20 protein-coding genes are annotated in these 20300 nt (G+C 62.8%); 14 read left to right on the plus strand and 6 right to left on the minus strand.

All coding sequences use genetic code 11. The annotated features are described in order from the left end of the window. Positions 1–41: 41 nt before the first annotated feature. The 11 genes from QM996_RS00195 (at position 42) to metK (ending at position 11065) form a co-directional block, all read left to right on the plus strand. Complete coding sequence (locus QM996_RS00195) at positions 42–608, plus strand: NifU family protein (RefSeq protein ID WP_500268787.1); 567 nt, start codon at positions 42–44, stop codon at positions 606–608. A 258-nt stretch (positions 609–866) separates the two neighbouring features. Continuing rightward, complete coding sequence (gene tsaB, locus QM996_RS00200; RefSeq protein WP_500268788.1) at positions 867–1526, plus strand: tRNA threonylcarbamoyladenosine biosynthesis protein TsaB; 660 nt, start codon at positions 867–869, stop codon at positions 1524–1526. A gap of 6 nt (positions 1527–1532) precedes the next feature. Beyond that, positions 1533–2030: a GNAT family N-acetyltransferase gene (locus QM996_RS00205; RefSeq protein ID WP_483501116.1), complete on the plus strand. Its 498-nt coding sequence runs from the start codon at positions 1533–1535 to the stop codon at positions 2028–2030. A gap of 98 nt (positions 2031–2128) precedes the next feature. Beyond that, complete coding sequence (gene olsA, locus QM996_RS00210; protein WP_500268789.1) at positions 2129–2920, plus strand: lysophospholipid acyltransferase family protein; 792 nt, start codon at positions 2129–2131, stop codon at positions 2918–2920. A 70-nt stretch (positions 2921–2990) separates the two neighbouring features. Further along, positions 2991–4391 carry a MiaB/RimO family radical SAM methylthiotransferase gene (gene miaB / locus QM996_RS00215; protein WP_500268790.1) on the plus strand — a complete coding sequence of 467 codons (1401 nt, stop codon included), beginning with the start codon at positions 2991–2993 and terminating at the stop codon, positions 4389–4391. A gap of 27 nt (positions 4392–4418) precedes the next feature. Continuing rightward, positions 4419–5474: a PhoH family protein gene (locus QM996_RS00220; protein ID WP_173515359.1), complete on the plus strand. Its 1056-nt coding sequence runs from the start codon at positions 4419–4421 to the stop codon at positions 5472–5474. Between the two features lie 18 nt (positions 5475–5492). After that, the gene (gene ybeY / locus QM996_RS00225; RefSeq protein WP_500268791.1) at positions 5493–5999 is read left to right on the plus strand and encodes an rRNA maturation RNAse YbeY; all 507 of its coding nucleotides are present in this window, start codon (positions 5493–5495) and stop codon (positions 5997–5999) included. A gap of 12 nt (positions 6000–6011) precedes the next feature. After that, positions 6012–7181, plus strand: coding sequence for a hemolysin family protein (locus QM996_RS00230; protein WP_500268792.1), 1170 nt, complete (start codon positions 6012–6014; stop codon positions 7179–7181). A 253-nt stretch (positions 7182–7434) separates the two neighbouring features. Further along, positions 7435–9030, plus strand: a complete 1596-nt coding sequence (gene lnt, locus QM996_RS00235) for an apolipoprotein N-acyltransferase (RefSeq protein ID WP_500268793.1) — start codon at positions 7435–7437, stop codon at positions 9028–9030. Between the two features lie 146 nt (positions 9031–9176). Then, positions 9177–9596 carry a helix-turn-helix domain-containing protein gene (locus QM996_RS00240; RefSeq protein ID WP_429811040.1) on the plus strand — a complete coding sequence of 140 codons (420 nt, stop codon included), beginning with the start codon at positions 9177–9179 and terminating at the stop codon, positions 9594–9596. Between the two features lie 200 nt (positions 9597–9796). Next, positions 9797–11065 (plus strand): methionine adenosyltransferase, encoded by a 1269-nt coding sequence (metK, locus tag QM996_RS00245; protein ID WP_500268794.1) that lies wholly within the window; start codon positions 9797–9799, stop codon positions 11063–11065. Here metK and QM996_RS00250 read toward each other — a convergent pair. Then, positions 11062–11319 carry a hypothetical protein gene (locus QM996_RS00250; protein WP_500268795.1) on the minus strand — a complete coding sequence of 86 codons (258 nt, stop codon included), beginning with the start codon at positions 11317–11319 and terminating at the stop codon, positions 11062–11064. The genes metK and QM996_RS00250 overlap by 4 nt on opposite strands. A 12-nt stretch (positions 11320–11331) precedes the next feature. Here QM996_RS00250 and trmB point away from each other — a divergent pair, with 12 nt between their 5' ends. Continuing rightward, positions 11332–12030, plus strand: a complete 699-nt coding sequence (gene trmB, locus QM996_RS00255) for a tRNA (guanine(46)-N(7))-methyltransferase TrmB (RefSeq protein ID WP_500268796.1) — start codon at positions 11332–11334, stop codon at positions 12028–12030. A 395-nt stretch (positions 12031–12425) separates the two neighbouring features. Here the strand turns inward: trmB and QM996_RS00260 are convergent, their stop codons facing one another. Then, complete coding sequence (locus QM996_RS00260) at positions 12426–12683, minus strand: BQ00720 family protein (RefSeq protein WP_173515366.1); 258 nt, start codon at positions 12681–12683, stop codon at positions 12426–12428. Positions 12684–12730: 47 nt separating this feature from the next. Then, positions 12731–13162, minus strand: a complete 432-nt coding sequence (locus tag QM996_RS00265) for an Hsp20 family protein (RefSeq protein ID WP_173515367.1) — start codon at positions 13160–13162, stop codon at positions 12731–12733. Positions 13163–13511: 349 nt separating this feature from the next. Between QM996_RS00265 and QM996_RS00270 the strand changes: the two genes are divergently transcribed. Next, complete coding sequence (locus QM996_RS00270) at positions 13512–14456, plus strand: nucleoside hydrolase (protein WP_500268797.1); 945 nt, start codon at positions 13512–13514, stop codon at positions 14454–14456. 76 nt (positions 14457–14532) lie between these two features. Here QM996_RS00270 and QM996_RS00275 read toward each other — a convergent pair whose 3' ends face one another. The 3 genes from QM996_RS00275 to QM996_RS00285 all read right to left on the minus strand — a co-directional run bounded on the left by QM996_RS00275 (position 14533) and on the right by QM996_RS00285 (position 19478). Beyond that, positions 14533–16929: a methyl-accepting chemotaxis protein gene (locus QM996_RS00275; RefSeq protein ID WP_500268798.1), complete on the minus strand. Its 2397-nt coding sequence runs from the start codon at positions 16927–16929 to the stop codon at positions 14533–14535. Positions 16930–17335: 406 nt separating this feature from the next. After that, positions 17336–18235 (minus strand): ribokinase, encoded by a 900-nt coding sequence (locus QM996_RS00280; RefSeq protein WP_500268799.1) that lies wholly within the window; start codon positions 18233–18235, stop codon positions 17336–17338. 49 nt (positions 18236–18284) lie between these two features. Next, positions 18285–19478, minus strand: a complete 1194-nt coding sequence (locus tag QM996_RS00285; RefSeq protein ID WP_500268800.1) for a DNA recombination protein RmuC — start codon at positions 19476–19478, stop codon at positions 18285–18287. A 151-nt stretch (positions 19479–19629) separates the two neighbouring features. Between QM996_RS00285 and def the strand changes: the two genes are divergently transcribed. Then, positions 19630–20154 (plus strand): peptide deformylase, encoded by a 525-nt coding sequence (gene def / locus QM996_RS00290; protein ID WP_173515372.1) that lies wholly within the window; start codon positions 19630–19632, stop codon positions 20152–20154. Positions 20155–20300 lie beyond the last annotated feature (146 nt).

Consider the following 20300-nt stretch of genomic DNA (forward strand, 5'->3'; position numbering starts at 1 on the left):
AGAGCTGGGCGAATGCCGCTCCCGGCGAAACGGAGACAGACATGTTCATTCAGACCGAAGCCACGCCGAACCCGGCCACGCTGAAGTTTTTGCCGGGCAAGGTTGTTCTGGAAAACGGCACCGCCGAGTTCCGCGACGAGGAAGAAGCGCGCGCAGGCTCGCCGCTGGCGGCACGGCTGTTTTCGATCCCGGGCGTCACCGGCGTCTATTTCGGCTATGATTTCATCACCGTCAGCAAGGAAGGCCAGGAATGGCAGCACCTGAAGCCGGCGATCCTCGGTTCGATCATGGAGCACTTCATGTCGGGCCAGGTGATCATGGCCGGCAGCGGCCGCGCCGAGCAGTCGGACCAGGAAGGCGAGTTCTTCGACGAGGGTGACGAGACGATCGTCGCGACGATCAAGGAACTCCTGGAAACTCGCGTGCGCCCGGCCGTTGCCCAGGACGGTGGCGACATCACCTTCCGCGGCTTCAAGGACGGCACTGTTTTCCTCAACATGAAGGGCGCCTGCTCCGGTTGCCCGTCGTCGACGGCGACGCTGAAGCATGGCGTGCAGAACCTGCTGCGCCATTTCGTTCCCGAGGTGGAAGCCGTCGAGTCCGTCTGACCCCGGACGTCGTCCGGCGTTTCGTGAACGAAGGCGGGGGTGGGGAAAAGTGTGCGCGGTTTTCCGTCTGTATCCGGACCCAACCTGGTGCATGTTTCCTTTAAACCTAGCCGTTTAAGGGCAAAAACATGCAGCGCTTCAAAAGTGCTACGGCGACCATTGCGCGTCTGCTAAGACGCGCGGCACTGTAGTAGTATTGATTTGCCGCAAAACCGGTCGGCTTTGCGGCCTGTGGCGTCTGAAAGATCCAGCGTTGAAATGATTGTACTTGCGATCGACACGTCCGGCTCCGGCTGCTCCGCTGCCGTCTACGACAGCGAAACGGCCGTTGTGCTCGGGCGCTCCGGTGCCGATCTCGGCAAGGGCCATGCCGAGCGGCTGATGGAGTTCGTCGATGAGGCACTGGCCCTGGCCGGTCGCTCGCTTCCCGATATCGATCGCATCGCGGTCACCGTCGGTCCGGGCTCGTTCACAGGCATTCGTGTCGGCGTGGCGGCTGCCCGCGGGCTGGCGCTGGCGCTCGGCAAACCCGCAGTCGGCGTCTCGACGCTTGCGGTTCTGGCGGAAGGGTTGCGAGCGGCTACGCCCGGAAAGCCCGTTCTCGCGGCCATCGATGCCAAGCGCGATGAAGTCTATCTCCAGGCTTTCGACGCGGCGGGCGCTGCGACGGGCGAGCCGGAAGCGCTCTCCGTCGAAGCGGCGCGCGAGCGCTACGCCGAATTTGATGGTGTTATCGGCGGGTCCGGCGCGCATTTGGTCGCTGCGGATATACCGTCCAAGCCCCCCGAACTCATCGATGTTGCCTTTGTCGCGGCGCTCGGCGCCGCTGCTGATCCAGCCTCGGCCAAGCCGCGACCGCTATATCTGAGAGGCCCCGATGCCAAGCCGCAGGCGGGCTTCGCGATTGCCCGAGCGTAGACCGAGATGAGCTTCACCGATTACTTCACCCGCCGCACCGAATTCGACATCTTCCCGTTGGAGGAAGCCGACCTGCTCGCAGCGGCGGCGCTGCATCGCCAGCGCTTTGCTTCTCCTTGGAGCGATGGCGAAATTCACGCGCTGCTGGTTCAGGATACGGTGTTCGGCTTCGTCGCGCGGCAGACCAATGGCAGCTTCCGCCCGGCCTTTGGCGGCTTCGTCCTGTCGCGCGCCGTCGCCGGCGAGGCTGAAATCCTGACGATCGGCGTCGAGCCGCGTTATGCCCGCTCCGGTCTCGGCTGGCGGCTGATGCAGGCGGCCATGCGCGAGGCCCTTGTCAAGGGCTCGGAGGCGTTGTTCCTCGAAGTGGACGAGACCAATCAGGCGGCGATCGGGCTCTATCGCAAGCTCGGTTTCAACAAGGTCGGCGAACGTCGCGCCTATTACCAGGACAAGGCCGGGCAACGGACCGCCGCGCTTGTCATGCGGCTCGATCTTCGCTAGTCCCAAGCGCACAAGAGCGGGATGAGGAAAAGTGTATGCGGTTTTCCGCCCGCATCCCGCTTTAACTTTCTAAGGTCGCGCGCGGGAACCCTTTCCGGATGATCAATTGGCTACGGATTGCGATCTTCGCAGCGCTTCTGGCGCTGGTTTCGCTCGTGCTGATGCCGATCCAGGTCGCCTGCCTCTGGCTCGATCTGAAACCCCGCCGCCGCTTGCCGCGATACTGGCATCGGCTCGCCTGCTACACTCTCGGCATCAAGGTGCGGGTCCACGGCGAGGTCGAGCGCCGGCGCCCGCTGCTCATCTGCGCCAATCACGCCTCCTGGAAGGACATTCTGGTGCTCTCCTCGGTCGCCGACGTCGTCTTCGTCGCGAAGTCCGAAGTGAAGAGCTGGCCGGTCTTCGGCATTCTTGCACGGCTGCAGGCGTCGATCTTCGTCGAGCGCGAGCAGAAGCGTTCGACGGGGAAGCAGGTCAACGAGATGGGTGGGCGCATGGCGGCGGGAGAGATCGTCGTGCTCTTTCCGGAGGGAACGACGTCGGACGGTAATCGCCTGCTGGAGATCAAGACCTCCCTCTTCGGTGCGGCCGCCTCGGCCGTGCCGCACTCGCCGACCGGTCTGGTGCACGTGCAGCCGGTCGCCATTTCCTATACCGGCATTCATGGCATGCCCATGGGGCGCTACAACAGACCCATTGCCGCATGGCCGGGCGATATTGGCCTGGTTCCGCATCTGCTTGGGATTCTGCGAGAGGGCGCGATCGAGGTCGATGTCGATTTCGGCGAAGCGGTCGACTACGACCGGCACACCAATCGCAAGGAAGTGAGCCGCAAGATCGAGCAGCGCATTCGCAGCATGCTGTCGGATCGCTTGCGCGGGCGCGCCTGACGTCCGCCGGCAAAGGCAGTCTTGCCGAAAATACTTCAACTTCGGGCCGCTTTGCACTAAGTAACCGGCCATGACCCAGGAAACAGCCCTTCTGTCGACTACGCCCACCACGGGCGACGAGCGCGCGCCGGCCCGCAAGGTCTTCGTCAAGACCTACGGCTGCCAGATGAACGTCTATGATTCCGACCGCATGTCGGATGCCTTGTCGCGCGATGGCTACGTCTCGACCGACGTGCTCGAGGATGCCGACTTCGTGCTCCTGAACACCTGCCATATTCGCGAGAAGGCGGCGGAAAAGGTCTATTCCGAGCTCGGCCGCCTGCGTGAGCTGAAGAAAGCGAAGGCCAAGGAAGGCCGCGAGATGGTCATCGGCGTTGCCGGCTGCGTTGCGCAGGCCGAAGGCGACGAGATCCTCAGGCGCGCACCGGCGGTCGATCTCGTGATCGGCCCGACCACCTATCACCGCCTGCCGGAAGCGCTGAAGCGTGCCCGCAGCGGCGAACGCGTCGTCCAGACGGACTATGCCGTCGAGGACAAGTTCGAACACCTGCCGGCGCCCGACAAGGCAAAGACCCGCGCGCGCGGCGTCACCGCCTTCCTGACGGTGCAGGAGGGGTGCGACAAGTTCTGCACCTTCTGCGTCGTGCCTTATACGCGTGGGTCGGAAGTCTCCCGCCCGGTCGCCCAGATCGTCTCGGAGGCGGAAAAGCTGGTCGATGGCGGCGTGCGTGAAATCACCCTGCTCGGCCAGAACGTCAATGCCTGGCACGGCGTCGGGCCCGATGGCCGCGAATGGGGACTTGGCGATCTGCTGAGGCGGCTTGGCGAGATCGAAGGCCTTGCCCGGCTGCGCTACACCACGAGCCACCCGCGGGACATGGACGACAGCCTGATCGAAGCGCACCGCTCGATGGCGAAGCTGATGCCCTATCTGCACCTGCCGGTACAGTCCGGCTCCGACCGCATCCTCAAGGCGATGAACCGGAGGCATACGGCGGCCGAGTATCTGGCGTTGATCGAGCGTATCCGCGCCGTCCAGCCGGACCTCGCTCTGTCAGGCGATTTCATTGTCGGCTTCCCCGGCGAGACCGACGAGGACTTCGAAGACACCATGCGCCTCGTCGAGGCCGTGGGTTATGCACAGGCATTTTCGTTCAAATATTCGACGCGTCCCGGCACGCCCGGCGCCGAACTCGGCGGCCAGATTCCCGAGGACGTGAAAGCCAAGCGCTTGGAAAAATTGCAGGCTTTGCTGTTTTCGCAGCAGCGCGCCTTTGCCGAATCCTGCGTCGGCCGCGAAATCGACCTACTTTTGGAGAAAGAAGGACGCATGCCGGGCCAGCTCGTCGGGCGTTCTCCTTGGCTGCAGCCCGTGAATGTTGATGCAAAAGCATCGCAAATCGGTGACATTATCAAGGTGCGAATCATCAAGGCCGGGCCGAACAGCCTGTTTGCGGAGATGATCGGGTAAGGACCGAAAACAAGGAGCCTGAACCGCTTGAACGGACACGAATTGATCTCTTCATCATCGCGCCAGTCGAAAACCTCTGCGACAGACGCCAATCACTTCGTGCTGACATTCGAGAACAATCGGTTCGCCAGCGAGCTCTTCGGCCAGTTCGACCAGAACTTGAAGCTTCTCGAGGAGCGCCTGCGTATCGACGCCCGGCCGCGCGGCAATTCCGTCGCGATTTCCGGTGACGTCGTCGCCACCAATCAGGCGCGCCGTGCCCTCGATTATCTCTATGGGCGGTTGCAGAGTGGCGCGTCGATCGATCCTTCGGATGTCGAGGGCGCGATCCGTATGGCGGTTGCCGCCGACGATCAGCTACAATTGCCGACCATGGAGCGTAAAGCCAAATTGACAATGGCGCAGATTTCGACGCGCAAGAAGACGATTGCAGCGCGCACACCGACACAGGATGCCTATATCCGCGCGATGGAGCGTGCTGAACTGGTCTTCGGCGTCGGCCCCGCCGGTACCGGCAAGACCTATCTTGCCGTTGCCCATGCCGCGCAGTTGTTGGAACGCGGCGCCGTCGATCGCATCATCCTGTCGCGTCCCGCAGTCGAGGCTGGCGAGCGCCTGGGCTTCCTGCCCGGCGACATGAAGGAGAAGGTCGATCCCTATCTCCGGCCGCTCTACGACGCGCTCTATGACATGATGCCGGGCGACAAGGTCGAACGGGCGATTACCGCCGGCGTCATCGAAATCGCGCCGCTCGCCTTCATGCGCGGCCGAACGCTTGCCAATGCCGCCGTCATCCTCGACGAGGCGCAGAACACGACATCGATGCAGATGAAGATGTTCCTGACCCGTCTCGGTGAAAACGGCCGCATGATCGTCACCGGCGATCCGAGCCAGGTCGACCTGCCGCGCGGCGTCAAGTCCGGCCTGGTCGAAGCCCTGCAGATCCTGAGGGGCGTCGAGGGCGTTTCGGTGGTTCGCTTCAAGGACGTCGACGTCGTCCGTCATCCGATGGTGGCGCGGATCGTTCGGGCCTACGAGTCCCACACGGCCGTTCACGACGAAAGCGAGCAGAGCGACCGCTGATCGGCGGTCGTTGCGATCATGACGGCATTGGACATTCAAATCAGCGTGGAAGAAGGCGATTGGCCCGAGGAAGAGGCATTGCTCGCCTTTTGCGCGCCCGTTCTCGAAGCGGCAGCAGCTTATCTCGCGGCCGAAGAGAAGCAGCCACTGCCGAAAACGCCGCCGGAACTTTCCCTCGTCTTCACCGACGACGCGTCCATGCGGGCGATCAACGCCGAATGGCGCAACCAGGACAAGCCGACGAATGTGTTGTCCTTTCCTGCCTTTCCGGTGACGCCGGGTGCGATGCCCGGGCCGATGCTCGGCGACATCATCGTCGCCCGCGAGACGCTCGAACGCGAGGCCGTGGAACTCGAGAAGTCCTTCGATGCGCATCTGACGCATCTTCTCGTGCATGGATTCCTGCATCTTTTCGGTTATGATCATATGGAAGATGACGAAGCCGAAAGAATGGAAAGCCTGGAGACTCGCATTTTGGCGCGTCTTGGCTTATCTGACCCCTACGGGGATCGTACCCCGGATTAACAGTTTGGACCGATGAGCGATTACAAAACACAGCCCGTCGCGCTGGCGACCGAGGAGGCAGAAGCCTCCGGAGAGGCGGAGGCGGGCAGTAGTAGCACCGCCACTCGACACGAGGGCACGAAATCCACTTCTTCCTTCTGGAGCCGGGCCGCGCGTCTGTTGCGCGGCGCAAGTCCATCGAGCCTGCGCGAGGATCTTGCCGACGCGCTTCAGACCGATGCCGACAGCAACGCGGCCTTCTCGCCCGGCGAACGGGCGATGCTCAACAACATCCTGCGCTTCCGCGAGATCCGGGTCGAGGACGTCATGGTTCCGCGCGCCGACATCGAAGCGGTCGACCAGAGCATCACCATCGGCGAATTGATGGTGATCTTCGAGGAATCCGGCCGCTCGCGCATGCCGGTCTATAACGACGGCCTCGATGATCCGCGCGGCATGGTGCACATCCGCGACCTGCTTTCCTACGTCACCAAGCAGGCGCGCAACCGTCGCCGCAATGGCAAGGCGCCGGCTGCCGTGACGGCCTCGGGCGAAAAGACCGAGAAGACACCGCGGTCGCCGAAGGCGAACTTCGACCTCTCCCGCGTCGATCTCGGCAAGTCTCTGGAAGAGGCGGGCATCGTCCGCCAGCTCCTGTTCGTGCCGCCTTCGATGCTGGCCTCGGACCTGATGCAGCGCATGCAGGCCGCCCGCATCCAGATGGCCCTCGTCATCGACGAATATGGCGGCACCGATGGCCTCGTCTCGCTCGAAGACATCGTCGAGATGGTCGTCGGCGACATCGAGGACGAACACGACGACGACGAAGTCATGTTCGCCCGCACCTCGGACGATGTTTTCGTCGCCGATGCCCGCGTCGAGCTGGAAGAGATCGCCGCGGCGATCGGCCCGGACTTCGACGTGCGCGAGCAGCTCGAAGACGTCGACACGCTCGGTGGCCTGATCTTCGCCTCGCTCGGCCGCATCCCGGTGCGCGGCGAGGTCGTCCAGGCCATTCCGGGCTTCGAGTTCCAGATCCTCGATGCGGATCCGCGTCGCGTGAAACGCGTTCGCATCATGCGCAAGCGTCCGCCGGCGCGCCGCCGCGTGTCGCGGTCGGAGGGCGAAACCGTTCCGGAGACGGCGGCAGGCAATCGTGCCAACGGCGCAGCCCCTAGCGAAGCAACGGCCGACGAGCAATGATCGCCTGGCTCCCCCGCACGTCCATGTGCGCGGGCAGATGCCTCCCACTCATCCTCTTGACGTCTACCGGCTTTAACGAGGCCCGTGAGGCCCCGTGGCCTATTGCCGACCGAACCGCAAGACAGGACTTCCGCACCCAATTCCGCCCCTGACGGGGACAAGCAGCCGGTTTTTTGGAAGACTGGCGCCGATTGATTCGGTTGTTGTTTCGCTCCGGCGCCGTGTCTGGCGGCCGGAATCGACGGGAGGCTGCATGGTAAGACTGGCTGGCAGGGTGATGCTTCTCTCCGGGCTCCCCAGGGCGTTGCTCGCGTTCCTCGCAGGGCTTCTCGCGGTTCTGGCGCAGCCGCCCTTCGGCATCTTCGCCTTCGCTTTCGTCGCTTTCCCCATCCTCGTCTGGCTGCTCGACGGCGCGACCGGAGATCCGGATGGCGGCATCGTCAGGCGGCTCTGGCCGGCGGCGGCGATCGGCTGGTGGTTCGGTTTCGGCTACTTCCTCGGGGGGCTCTGGTGGCTCGGCAACGCGCTCCTGGTGGGAGCCGACGAATTCGCCTGGGCGCTGCCGCTCGCGGTTGTCGGTCTTCCGGCCTTCCTGGCGCTCTTCTATGCGCTTGCGACGCTGACCGCGCGCCTGTTCTGGTCCGACGGGGTGGGGCGGATCGCGGCGCTGGCGCTGGCCTTCGGTCTTTGCGAGTGGCTGCGCGGCTTCCTCTTCACCGGCTTTCCCTGGAATGCCATCGGCTATGCGGCGACGCCGATGCCGCTGATGATGCAGTCGGCAAGTGTCGTCAATCTGGCGACCATCAACATGCTGGCGGTCTTCGTCTTCGCGGCGCCCGCGCTCATCGCCACCGGCCGGGGGAGCCGGATCGGCCTGGCGGCAGCGCTCGTCCTCCTGACGGCTCACGTAGGCTTCGGCTTCTATCGCCTGGCGCAGCCGGCCCCGTCCGTGGGCGAACCGCCGCTGACGGTCCGTCTCGTCCAGCCGGTGATCGACCAGGCGAAGAAGCTCGACGACCGCGAGCGTGCGACGGTCTTCGAAGAGCATCTTTCGCTCACCGCCGCCGCGCCCGAAAACGGCGGCAAGCAACCGGACATCGTCGTCTGGCCCGAAACGTCGATCCCCTTCATCCTTACCGACAATCCGGACGCCCTGGCGCGCATCGCCGAGGTGCTCGACGACGATCAGATCCTGATCGCCGGTGCGGTGCGCGCCGAGGATGCGGGCTCCGGACTGCCGCCGCGCTATTACAACTCGATCTATGTCATCGACGGTCGCGGCCAGATCGTTGGTGCTGCCGACAAGGTGCATCTCGTGCCGTTTGGCGAATATCTGCCGTTCGAGGAGGTGCTGTCATCCTGGGGCTTGAGTTCCGTTGCCGCTTCGATGCCTGGCGGCTTCTCGGCTGCAAAGAGCCGCTCGCTGCTGACGTTGCCCGGCGGCAAGACGCTCTATCCGCTGGTCTGCTACGAGGCGATCTTCCCCGACGAAATCGACGGTGCCGCCCGCGGAACGGATGCGCTTCTCAACATCACCAACGATGCCTGGTTCGGCGATACGCCCGGTCCGCGCCAGCATTTCCATCAGGCGCAGCTGCGCGCCGTCGAGACCGGAACCCCCCTCATCCGCGCAGCCAATAGCGGTATATCAGCAATTGTTGATGCACGTGGGGTTTTAATGGTAGGATTGTCTTACAATTATAGGGGAGTGGTCGACACACTTCTGCCGGGAAAGATGCCTACGCTTTTGGACGACGCTATGCGAAGCCGAATCTTCTGGCTGATTGCACTCTTCCTCCTTCTGGTTGCAGTGTTTTCGCGCTTTGGTTTTAATATTAGGAAGAATTGACCTAAAACCCCTAAAATTGCATAGTGATCCGCACCATCGTCCTTGTTGTGGCGGCCTTGCACTAATCACCGTTGCGGTTGCTCCGGTGAGCGTTGCCCGCGTGTCAGGCGATGGATCAACGAAACAGCGTGTTTGGGAACGCAGATATGATCGAAAACAAGAAGAAGCCGAACCCGATCGACATTCATGTCGGTAGTCGGATTCGTCTTCGCCGCACGATGCTTGGCATGAGCCAGGAGAAGCTCGGCGAAAGTCTGGGGATCACCTTTCAGCAGATTCAGAAGTACGAGAAGGGCACGAACCGCGTCGGCGCCAGCCGGCTGCAGAACATTTCGGGCATTCTGAACGTACCGGTTTCCTTCTTCTTCGAAGATGCGCCGGGTGAAGGCACCAGCGGCCAGTCGGGCATGGCGGAAGCCTCCAGCTCCAACTACGTTGTGGATTTCCTTTCGTCCTCCGAGGGCCTGCAACTCAACCGTGCCTTCGTCAAGATCACTGACCCGAAGGTTCGTCGCCGCCTCGTCGATCTCGTCAAGGCGCTCGCTGCGGAAGCGGAAAGCGAATAGTTCCAACGTTCCCCGTCGGGACTTGAAAACAAAGCGGCCTTTTGTGCCGCTTTTTTCATGCGCGCTTTTTCCCGGGCGCCTCAAAGTGATTGGCGCCGATGGTGATATAAAGATATATTTATGTCGTTGTGCGCTTGTTTTTCGGACGCAAAACCACTAACACCGTGCCAGCGCTTTTCTTCATTGAGGGGACTTCCCGCATGCGTGCAAACTACCTGTTCACGAGTGAATCCGTAGCCGAAGGTCATCCGGACAAGGTGTGTGACCGTATCTCCGACGAGATCGTGGATCTGGTCTACCGCGAGGCGGCCAAGACCGGTGTCGACCCGTGGGGCGTTCGCATCGCCTGCGAAACCCTGGCGACCACCAACCGCGTCGTCATCGCCGGCGAAGTGCGCCTGCCGCCGAGCCTTCTGAAGAAGGACAAGGATGGCAACGACGTCATCAACCCCTCGAAGTTCAAGTCCGCCGCCCGCAAGGCGATCCGCGAGATCGGCTATGAGCAGGACGGCTTCCACTGGAAGACGGCGAAGATCGACGTGCTTCTGCACTTCCAGTCCGCCCACATCGCTCAGGGCGTCGACAGCGCTTCCGACAAGCAGGGTGAAGAAGGTGCGGGCGACCAGGGCATCATGTTCGGCTACGCCTGCCGCGAAACCGCCGAACTCATGCCGGCGCCGATCTACTACTCGCACCGCATCCTCAATCTGCTCGCCGCCGCCCGCAAGAAGGGCGAGGGCGAAGTCGCCAAGCTCGGCCCTGACGCCAAGAGCCAGGTCACCGTACGCTACGTCGACGGCAAGCCGACGGAAGTCACCTCGATCGTTCTGTCTACGCAGCATCTCGATGACACCTGGGATTCGGCCAAGGTTCGCTCGGTCGTCGAGCCCTATATCCGCGAAGCGCTCGACGATCTGAAGATCGCTGACGATTGCACCTGGTACATCAACCCGACCGGCAAGTTCGTCATCGGTGGCCCGGACGGCGACGCCGGCCTCACCGGTCGCAAGATCATCGTCGACACCTATGGTGGTGCTGCACCGCACGGCGGTGGCGCCTTCTCGGGCAAGGACACGACCAAGGTCGACCGTTCGGCCGCCTATGCCGCGCGCTACCTGGCAAAGAACGTCGTTGCTGCCGGCCTTTCGGACCGTTGCACGATCCAGCTCTCCTACGCCATCGGCGTTGCCCAGCCGCTGTCGATCTATGTCGACCTGCATGGCACCGGCAAGGTCTCGGAAGACCAGGTCGAACAGGCCATCCGCAAGACAATGGACCTGTCGCCGTCGGGCATCCGCCGTCACCTCGATCTCAACAAGCCGATCTATGCCAAGACGTCCGCCTACGGTCACTTCGGTCGCAAGGCCGGTCGCGATGGTTCCTTCTCCTGGGAGAAGCTCGATCTGGTGAAGCCGCTGAAGGCCGCGATCGAGCAGAGCGGCGCCGTCAACGGCAGGGTCGCTGCCTAAAGCATGTCGCGCAAAAGTGCGTAGCGGTTTTGCGATAACGACATGCGAAATATCAAAGGCTTAAAGCGGCGAATCTGAAAGATCGCGACGCGCTTTAAGCGTGCGATTGGCGCGGCGCTGTAGCGCCGTGCATTGAAGATAGCGCAGCGGCCTGCTATCAGGCGCTTGCGATATTCAGGGCGGGCGCTCCGGCAAGGAGCGCCCGCTTCGTTCATTTTGATTTTGGGTCCCTTGACCCGGATCAGCGTGACCAAGGGACAAACGACATGACTGAACCGCGCCGCGCCAGAGCAACCGAGGCCTTCTTCGGCCGCCGCAAGGGCAAGCCGTTGCGCGAGCGGCAGGCGGCGCATCTGGTAACCGTGCTGCCGACGCTGAAGCTCGATCTTTCGAGTGCGGCTCCGGCCGAACTGAAGACGTTGTTTCCCGGGGATGTCGAACGCATCCGACTGGAAATCGGCTTTGGCGGTGGCGAACACCTGATTCACCGCGCCGCCGAGGCGCCGTCGACCGGTTTCATCGGCGTCGAGCCCTTCGTCAATTCCATGGCCAAACTCGTCGGCCACATCGAGGATCGCGGCGTCAGCAACATTCGTCTCTATGACGACGACGCCACCCAGGTTCTCGACTGGCTGCCAACCGCATCCGTCGACCAGATCGACCTGCTTTATCCGGACCCGTGGCCGAAGCGTAAACATTGGAAGCGCCGCTTCGTCTCCAAGGTCAATCTCGACCGGTTTGCGCGCGTGCTGAAGCCGGGCGGGCTGTTCTGCTTCGCCTCGGATATCGACACCTATGTCAACTGGACGTTATTGCATTGCCGCGATCACGCGGCCTTCGAATGGACGGCGGAGAAGGCAGCCGACTGGCTGACGCCGTACGAGGGGTGGCCGAGCACACGCTACGAAGCCAAGGCACGCCGGGAAGGGCGCAGTTCCGCCTATCTCACGTTCCGCCGCGTCTAAAGCAATTCCAGGAAAAGTGCGAAGCGGTTTTCCGTCCGGAATTGCGGGCACTGGAAAGCCAATTCCAGGAAAAGTGCGAAGCGGTTTTCCGTCCGGAATTGCGGGCACCGGAAAGCCAATTCCAGGAAAAGTGCGAAGCGGTTTTCCGTCCGGAATTGCGGGCACTGGAAAGCCAATTCCAGGAAAAGTGCGGAGCGGTTTTCCGTCCGGAATTGCGGGCACCGGAAAGCCAATTCCAGGAAAAGTGCGGAGCGGTTTTCCGTCCGGAATTGCGGGCACCGGAAAGCCAATTCCAGGAAAAGTGCGAAGCGGTTTTCCGTCCGGAATTGCGGGGTCACCAGAGCGGCGGCGTCATCCCGTTCGATCGAAGCGCACCGTCAAAGACGGGCGCAACATCAATGCAGGGTGACCGTCTTCAGGTCATCCTCGGCAGCCTTGAAAAAGGTGCTGGAACGATTGTCGGTCAGGAGGATCGGCGTGCCGTCGGCGCCGAAGAGCGCCCAGAGATCGATGCCCGGTCCCATCTCGGGTGCTTCCGGGAAGCAGCGCGAGACTTCGTCCGAACGCATTTTCCGGATGTAGCCGATTTCGCCTTCGCCGAGATGTGCGAGGTCGTTTTTCGACAGTGACGAGCTGATGGCTTTCAGTCCCATGGTGATACTCCGTGGTCGCCGGTCAGGGGGAAATCCCGCCGGTTATCCTACTCTGGGACTGAAATGTTAATTTTCTTTACCATACGTACCGGTTCGGGACGGACGAGGTCGACGGAGAGCAGGCCGTTGCGCAGCTCGGCGCCGAGCACTTTCATGCCGTCCGCCAGAACGAAGGTGCGTTGGAACTGGCGCGCAGCGATGCCACGATGCAGATAGTCGCGATCACCGTTGTCGACCTGGCGGCCGCGAATGACCAGCTGATTCTCTTCGGTGGTGACTTCGAGGTCTTCTTCGGAGAACCCGGCCACGGCGAGCGTGATCCTGAGACGCTCCGGTGCGTCAACGGCTGCATCGCCGCGGATGCGCTCGATATTGTAGGGCGGGTATCCGTCATTGCCCTTGGCGATGCGCTCAAGGGTCTTTTCCATTGTGTCGAAACCCAGCAGCAGCGGGCTCGTAAAGGGCGTAATTCGGCTCATTCCTCAAGTCCTTGCGAGATCAAGCGACCGTTGTTCGGACCTGCCCAGCAGCATCCTCGCCGCAATATGGTAGCTGTGCGCAATGAGTGCAAGCCGCTTGCCTCTTACGTGCACGCAAATCATAGTCCGCTCTCGCAGAATCCAGGAGTGAGGCGGGCAGCGCGCCGCAGACGTTGCCTCGTTTCCGCTCCGGTATATTGAAATCGATCGCGCCCACCGCATGTTCCCCTTATCGGAACATGCGGCACTTCAAAGTGCGACAGCGGCCTTTGCGCGTCCGAACGGACGCGCGGCGCTGTCGGCTTGGGCCATATCGAACAAACGAACGTGATCCAGGGAGGACGAAAGAGTGCCCGCGCCGAGAAAGATAATCATAGACACCGATCCCGGGCAGGACGATGCCGCCGCCATCATGCTCGCCTTCGGCAGCCCGGAAGAGATCGACCTGCTCGGCATCACCACGGTTGCCGGCAACGTCCCGCTGGCCTTGACGGCCCGCAATGCGCGCATTCTCTGCGAGCTCTGCGATCGGCCGAAGGTCCGGGTTTTTTCCGGTGCCGACAAGCCGATCGCCCGCGCGCTGGTGACCGCCGAACATGTGCACGGCAAGACCGGCCTCGACGGCCCGACGCTCGACGAACCCAAGATGAAACTCGAGGAGCAGCACGCCGTCGACTTCATCGTCGAGACGCTCCGCAACGAGGCGGAGGGCACGGTGACGCTCTGCACGCTGGGGCCGCTCACCAACATTGCGCTTGCGCTTCAGAAGGCGCAAGAGATTGCGCCGCGGGTGAAGGAACTGGTGATGATGGGCGGCGGCTTCTTCGAGGGTGGCAACATCACCCCGGCGGCCGAGTTCAACATCTATGTCGATCCGGAAGCCGCCGACATCGTCTTCCGCTCGGGCATTCCGATCGTGATGATGCCGCTCGACGTCACCCACCGCGTGCTCACGCATAAGGCGCGCGTGCAGAAGATCCGCGACATCGGCAGCCGCCCGGCGATCGCCATGGCCGAAATGCTCGAATTCTTCGAGCGCTTCGACATCGAGAAATACGGCACCGATGGCGGCCCGCTGCACGACCCGACGGTCATTGCCTATCTGCTGCGGCCGGAGCTCTTCACCGGCCGGGATTGCAATGTCGAGATTGAGACCAAATCGCCGCTGACGGCGGGCATGACCGTGGTCGACTGGTGGCAGGTCACCGGCCGGCCGCACAATGCCAAGGTCATGCGCTTCGTCGACGACCAGGGCTTCTTCGATCTCTTGACCGAGCGCCTGGCGCGCATCTGAGCCTGCGTTCGATAATTATGCTCCAAACAGAAACGGCGCCCCAGGAGGCGCCGTTTCGTTTGGTCCGATCTGTTGATCAGAACTCTTCCCAATTATCCTGGGCAAGGGCGTTGGCGCCCGAGGTTTGGGTGAGCACCCGTTGTGTCGAAGCCGAGTAGCTGCTCCGTGCCGGGCTTGTCGGGGCCGGCCGCGCCTCGCGGGCCACCGCGGGAGCCGGACGTTCGGCCGCACGCATGCGCTCCGCTGTGCCGCGCAGCATCTCGGAGGACGAGGGCTGGACCGATGCCGGGGACTGGGCGACGCGGAAGCGGGCGACCAGTGCGTTGAGCGTGCGCGCCTCTTCGTTAAGCGCCATGCCGGCCGCCGTCGTTTCTTCGACCATGGCGGCGTTCTGCTGCGTCACCTGATCCATCTGGTTGACGGCCGAGTTGATCTCCTTGAGGCCGACGGCCTGCTCGGAGGCCGAGCTCGAGATCTGGCGGATGAGGCCGTTGATCTGTACCACCTGCTCGGCGATCTTCTCGAGCGCACCGCCCGCCTTGCCGACGAGCTCGACGCCTTCGCGCACCTGGCCGGCCGAGGTGTTGATCAGCGTCTTGATCTCCTTGGCGGCATTGGCGGAACGCTGGGCGAGCTCGCGTACTTCCTGGGCGACGACGGCAAAACCCTTGCCGGCTTCGCCGGCGCGGGCCGCTTCGACGCCGGCATTCAGCGCCAGGAGGTTGGTCTGGAACGCGATCTCGTCGATGACGCCGATGATGCGGCTGACCTCGTGCGAGGATTGCTCGATGCCCTGCATGGCGGCAATCGCCTTCTGCACCACTTCGCCGGACTGTTCGGCGTCGCCGCTGGCGACTTCCACCGACTTGGCGGCAACCTTGGCGTTTTCGGCGCTGGCATTGACCTGCGAGGTCAGCTCGTCGAGGGCTGCCGCGGTTTCTTCGAGGCTCGCCGCCTGCTGTTCGGTGCGGTGCGACAGATCATTGGCGGCGCTGCTGATTTCGCTCGTGCCGTTGCCGATGTTGACGACCGAATGGTTGACCGTGCGGATCGTCTCTTCGAGGCTTTCCATCGTCGCGTTGAAGTCGCGCTTGAGCTGGGCGTATTCGCCCGGGAACTCATCGGTGATGCGGAAGGCGAGATCACCCGACGACAGATGCGACAAGCCCTTGCCAAGGCGGGCGACGATGTCGCGCTGCAGCGCGCTGCTTTCGGCGCGCTCGGTTTCCGAGCGGTTGCGTTCATGCTCGGCCTGCTCGCGCTCGTGGCGGGCTTCGCCTTCGAGGCGCTTGGTATCGGCGAGCTGGTGACGGAAACCTTCGAGCGCCTTGGCCACTTCGCCGGTTTCGTCGGAGCGATCCTGGCCGGCGATCGCCTTGCTATAATCGCCGTGGCTGAGGCTGTTCACATCCTTGACGAGCGCGGCGAGGGGCTTCTGCACAAAACCGCGGACGGCGAGATAGAGACCGAGAAGCACGGCGCCGAGCACGACGAGGCCGCCGACGATCATCATATAGGTCTGGTCCTTGACTGGCGCATTGATCGCCGTGCGCGGCACGTCGACGAGCACGACCCAGTTGGTGTTCACGCCAGACAGGGCGAACGGATAGACGAGACGGTCGAAGGGCTCGTTGCCATCATAGGTGAGGTTGGAGATGATGCCGGGCTTGCCCGAGGCGAGCGCGTTCGCGACCACGTCGTTGCCTTCGCCGTCATACTGCTTGAGCAGGAGCTCCGGGATCGGCGCGACCAGCCACTTGCCGCTCTGCGACAGAAGGTAGACGCGCCCGGTTTCGAAGGGCTTCAGCTTCGCGAGGCCGTCGGCCAGCGAGGCGAGCGAAATGTCGACGCCGGTAACCCCGAGCAGCTTGCCGCCGGACATGACCGGGTAGGCGATCGAGCTCATTGCGGTCGGAACGTCGGTGTCCTGTGCGGTGTAGGGCTGGGTGATTGCGCCCTTGCCGCTCTTAGCCGCGAGCTTGTACCACTCGGCCGCGTAGTCGGCACCGAAGGTGGAGTATTGGATTTCATTGGTGCGGCTCTTCGACCAGTAGGGCGTGAAGATGCCCTGGTCGTTGCCGCCCAGTTCCTTGTTGTTGACAACGTCCTCCTGGCGACCGTCAAAGGCCTTGGGCTCCTCTGCGAACCAGCTTCCGAAGGCGAAGGGGTTCTGTTCCAGGTTCGCCCTGAGAATGTTGATCACCCCGGTGCGCTCCAGCGACTTTTCGGCATGCGCGCGGCCGAGAATACCGGCCATCGAGCGGGCAGCGCTTGCAAGCTCGCCGACGTCGCCGGCGATGTCCGAGGCGATTGCCCGGGCTTCACCGCTCGCCTGTTCGAGGACCAGCGTTTCGACGCGATCCTGGGTCTGGGAGATGAGAACGAAATTCGAGGCAAGCAGGACAAGTGCGATCGTGCCGCCTGTCACCGCGATCAGTTTGGTCGCCAGCGATTTGGCTTGGAACTTGAACATGAAATCCTCACGTGCTGGGAGGTCCGCAGGCTCTCACCTGCGGCGGACGCATTTCGCAATGGGGGTGAACTCCATCATGGAGCGTCAGATGCCGACCGGCATGTTGGAGGCGACCGGATCATTTCGAGCCGGCTCTCTCAGGGTCCTGAATAGACTGGAGAATCTTAAGATAGGGCCAACGCGGACGCTGTTTTACCTGTAGCTTTGATAAAATTGCGCGCGAAGTTTTATCTCCGCGACATCGGCTGTCCGGATTGCGAAGGCGGTGACTTCGAGGGCGAAAACAACGTAACGTGAGAGCGCGACAAAGAAAAAGCGCGGGCAGATTTCCGCCCGCGCTCGGCTCCATTTTGCGGAGCGTTTGCGTTTTGCGTGTTTGGCCGATCCGGCTCAAACCCATCGCGAACTAAAGGCGCGCCGCCACTTCCGAAGCAAGCGGGATCGAGGGCTGTGCGCCGCGCTTCAGGCAGGCGAGCGAACCGGCAACGGCCGCACGGCGCAGCGCGTCGGGGAAAGCGATGCCGGCGTCTAGGCTGGCGGCGAGGTAGCCGCAGAAGGTGTCGCCGGCGCCGACCGTGTCGACCGGCTCGATCTTCAGGCCCTTGGCTCGCTGGATCTCACCTTCATGCACAGCCACGACTCCTTCGGCGCCGAGCGTGACAATGACCGTCTGTCCCGTTTCGGCATGAAGCGCTTTCATCGCATCTTCACGCTCGGCACTGCTGATACCGCTCCGGCCGGCGAGCAGTTCGAACTCGGTCTCGTTGGCAATCACGACATCGGCCATGCGGCCGAGGTGGGCTGCCTCCGGCGTCAGCGGGGCGATGTTGATGACCGAACGCACGCCTTTCTGTTTGGCTGCGGTGAGCGCCTTTTCGACCGATGCCGCCGGAATTTCGAGCTGTAGCATCAGAGTGTCGCCGGGCGTCATGCCGTCGACGGCCTTCACCGCATCGGCCCCGTCGACCGTCGCATTGGCGCTGGCGACGACCACGATGACGTTTTCACCGTCGCCACCGACGAGGATGTGCGCGGTGCCGGTCGGCTCGTTTACCGTCTTGGTCAGCGACAGGTCGGTGCCGGCGCCCTTCAGCAGTTCCAGTGCACCGTCGGCGAAACTGTCGGCGCCAACTGCGCCCGCCATCCGCACCGTCGCGCCGGCGCGTCGTGCGGCAAGCGCCTGATTGGCGCCCTTGCCGCCGGCCGCGGTCGAGAAGCCCGTTCCGGCGACGGTTTCGCCGGGCTTTGGAAGGCGTGCGGTGGTGGCGATCAGGTCCATGTTGATGGACCCAAAAACAGTGATCATGTGAACATCCTGTTGGCTGGCAAAGTGGGCCGGAGAGTGCCCGACTGCGTCAGTCCTCGTCAACCACCCGCAGGCGCAATTGCCCGACGCGATTGTCGACCGTGGCGCGCTCACCGCTTGTTTCTCGCGTGCCGCCCTCGGCCTCGAGCTCGAGCGCCTCGATCTTCGCGCCGCGGCGCGTCAACTTGCTGGAGGAAACCAGGATGTCCTCGACATCCTTCTGGCTCATGGCGAAGTGGCCCTGAAGCTTGCGCACGCGCTCGTCAAGGCGGCTCAGATCCTCCATCAACCTGGCGACTTCGCCCTGGATCAGATGCGCCTGCTCACGCATGCGCGCATCCTTGAGGATCGCCTGGATCACCTGGATCGAGAGCAGCAGCAGCGATGGCGAGACGATGACGACCCGCTGGCGATGCGCCTTCTGCACGATGGCTTCGAAGTGCTCGTGGATGTCGGCGAAGATCGATTCCGACGGCACGAAGAGAAAGGCGGTGTCCTGCGTTTCTCCGGATATCAGATATTTGCTGGCTATATCGCGTACATGCGTTTCCATGTCGCGGCGGAAGAGCTGGGCGATCTGCTGGCGACGCTCCGGGGTTTCTGCATCGCGCATCGCATTCCAGGCTTCCAGCGGAAACTTGGCATCGATGACGAGCGGCGGCTGGCCATTCGGCATGCGGATGGTGCAGTCGGGCCGCGCGCCGTTGGACAACGTCGTCTGGAATTCAAAGGCACCCATCGGCAGCCCGTCGGCGATGATCGCTTCCATGCGCGATTGGCCAAAGGCGCCGCGCGTTTGCTTGTTTGAAAGGATCGCCTGCAATCCGGCCATGTCCTTGGCCAGCGACTGGATGTTGTTCTGGGCGGTGTCGATGACCGCGAGGCGCTCTTGCAGTCGCCTGAGGTTTTCGTGCGTCGCCTTGGTTTGCTCGGTGATAGAAGCGCCGATGCGGTGCGTCATGCCGTCGATGCGCTGACTGAGCGTCTGGTTGAGCTCTGCCTGCCGGGCGCCGAAAACCTCGGCCATGGCGGCTACGCGTCCTTGCATCTCCGTTTGCGCCGCAAGCAGCATCGCCATCTGTTCCTGCCGCTCCTCGTCGTGGGTGTCCCGCCGCCGCGCAAGCGCCATCAGGCCGGCGACGATGACCACAAGCCCGGCGGCAATCGCGAGATGACCCAAGGTGATCGGCAAGGTGCCGACGAAAAATAGCGGTTGGGCAAGGGGGAGGGGCGCAGGTTCCATGCGCCAAACCTAACAGATTCTCTCGTGAAGTGTAGATCAAAACGAGAACATTTGCGCGGGGCGGTTAACGCCCGGCGAAGCGCGAGCGGGTGGCGCAGGTAGCAAGGCAATTTCCTTGCGCGCCGATGGAAAGATCGGCTATGGGAGCAGCATGACGATCAAGCCGCTTATCATCCTTCCCGATCCTGTGCTTCGGCAGGTTTCCACGCCGATCGAAACCATTGACGCGGACATCCGCCGTCTGGCCGATGACATGCTCGAAACCATGTACGACGCCCCCGGTATCGGCCTTGCCGCGATCCAGATCGGCGTCGCCAAGCGCATGCTGGTGCTCGACGTATCGAAGGAGGGCGAGGAGAAGACCCCGTTGGTCTTCATCAACCCCGAGATCGTCGCTTCGTCCGATGCGCGCTCGGTTTACGAGGAAGGCTGCCTGTCGATCCCGGATTATTACGCCGAGGTCGAGCGTCCGGCTTCGATCACCGTCAAGCATCTCGACCGTGACGGCAAGGAGCAGACGATCGAGGCCGATGGCCTGCTCGCCACCTGCCTGCAGCACGAGATCGATCACTTGAACGGCGTGCTGTTCATCGATCATATTTCCAAGCTCAAGCGCGACATGGTGATCCGCAAGTTTACCAAGGCCGCCAAGACCCGCGGCGCGAAGGCGATCTGAGCCGCCGAACGGTCAGCGGCCGAGACATATCGCGCCGAGGGCTTGATTTGCAGGCGGGAAACCCGTTTGAAGGGGCCTGAATCTCTGGAGCAATTCCAGGAAAAGTGTGAAACGGTTTTCCGTCCGGAATTGCGCAATTTGAACTG

The organism is Sinorhizobium chiapasense, from assembly GCF_045277575.1.
In the GTDB taxonomy this organism is placed as follows: Bacteria; Pseudomonadota; Alphaproteobacteria; order Rhizobiales; family Rhizobiaceae; genus Ensifer; species Ensifer chiapasense_A.

What these genes read in the sequence shown, in the direction of transcription:
- QM996_RS00230 (WP_500268792.1), top strand. Translation starts at nt 6,012, where the DNA reads ATGAGCGATTACAAAACACAGCCCGTCGCGCTGGCGACCGAGGAGGCA.
- QM996_RS00280 (WP_500268799.1), bottom strand. Translation starts at nt 18,235, where the DNA reads ATGATCACTGTTTTTGGGTCCATCAACATGGACCTGATCGCCACCACC.
- def (WP_173515372.1), top strand. Translation starts at nt 19,630, where the DNA reads ATGACGATCAAGCCGCTTATCATCCTTCCCGATCCTGTGCTTCGGCAG.
- metK (WP_500268794.1), top strand. Translation starts at nt 9,797, where the DNA reads ATGCGTGCAAACTACCTGTTCACGAGTGAATCCGTAGCCGAAGGTCAT.
- tsaB (WP_500268788.1), top strand. Translation starts at nt 867, where the DNA reads ATGATTGTACTTGCGATCGACACGTCCGGCTCCGGCTGCTCCGCTGCC.
- miaB (WP_500268790.1), top strand. Translation starts at nt 2,991, where the DNA reads ATGACCCAGGAAACAGCCCTTCTGTCGACTACGCCCACCACGGGCGAC.
- QM996_RS00265 (WP_173515367.1), bottom strand. Translation starts at nt 13,162, where the DNA reads ATGAGCCGAATTACGCCCTTTACGAGCCCGCTGCTGCTGGGTTTCGAC.
- trmB (WP_500268796.1), top strand. Translation starts at nt 11,332, where the DNA reads ATGACTGAACCGCGCCGCGCCAGAGCAACCGAGGCCTTCTTCGGCCGC.
- QM996_RS00285 (WP_500268800.1), bottom strand. Translation starts at nt 19,478, where the DNA reads ATGGAACCTGCGCCCCTCCCCCTTGCCCAACCGCTATTTTTCGTCGGC.
- QM996_RS00205 (WP_483501116.1), top strand. Translation starts at nt 1,533, where the DNA reads ATGAGCTTCACCGATTACTTCACCCGCCGCACCGAATTCGACATCTTC.
- QM996_RS00240 (WP_429811040.1), top strand. Translation starts at nt 9,177, where the DNA reads ATGATCGAAAACAAGAAGAAGCCGAACCCGATCGACATTCATGTCGGT.
- QM996_RS00260 (WP_173515366.1), bottom strand. Translation starts at nt 12,683, where the DNA reads ATGGGACTGAAAGCCATCAGCTCGTCACTGTCGAAAAACGACCTCGCA.
- QM996_RS00275 (WP_500268798.1), bottom strand. Translation starts at nt 16,929, where the DNA reads ATGTTCAAGTTCCAAGCCAAATCGCTGGCGACCAAACTGATCGCGGTG.
- olsA (WP_500268789.1), top strand. Translation starts at nt 2,129, where the DNA reads ATGATCAATTGGCTACGGATTGCGATCTTCGCAGCGCTTCTGGCGCTG.
- QM996_RS00195 (WP_500268787.1), top strand. Translation starts at nt 42, where the DNA reads ATGTTCATTCAGACCGAAGCCACGCCGAACCCGGCCACGCTGAAGTTT.
- ybeY (WP_500268791.1), top strand. Translation starts at nt 5,493, where the DNA reads ATGACGGCATTGGACATTCAAATCAGCGTGGAAGAAGGCGATTGGCCC.
- lnt (WP_500268793.1), top strand. Translation starts at nt 7,435, where the DNA reads ATGGTAAGACTGGCTGGCAGGGTGATGCTTCTCTCCGGGCTCCCCAGG.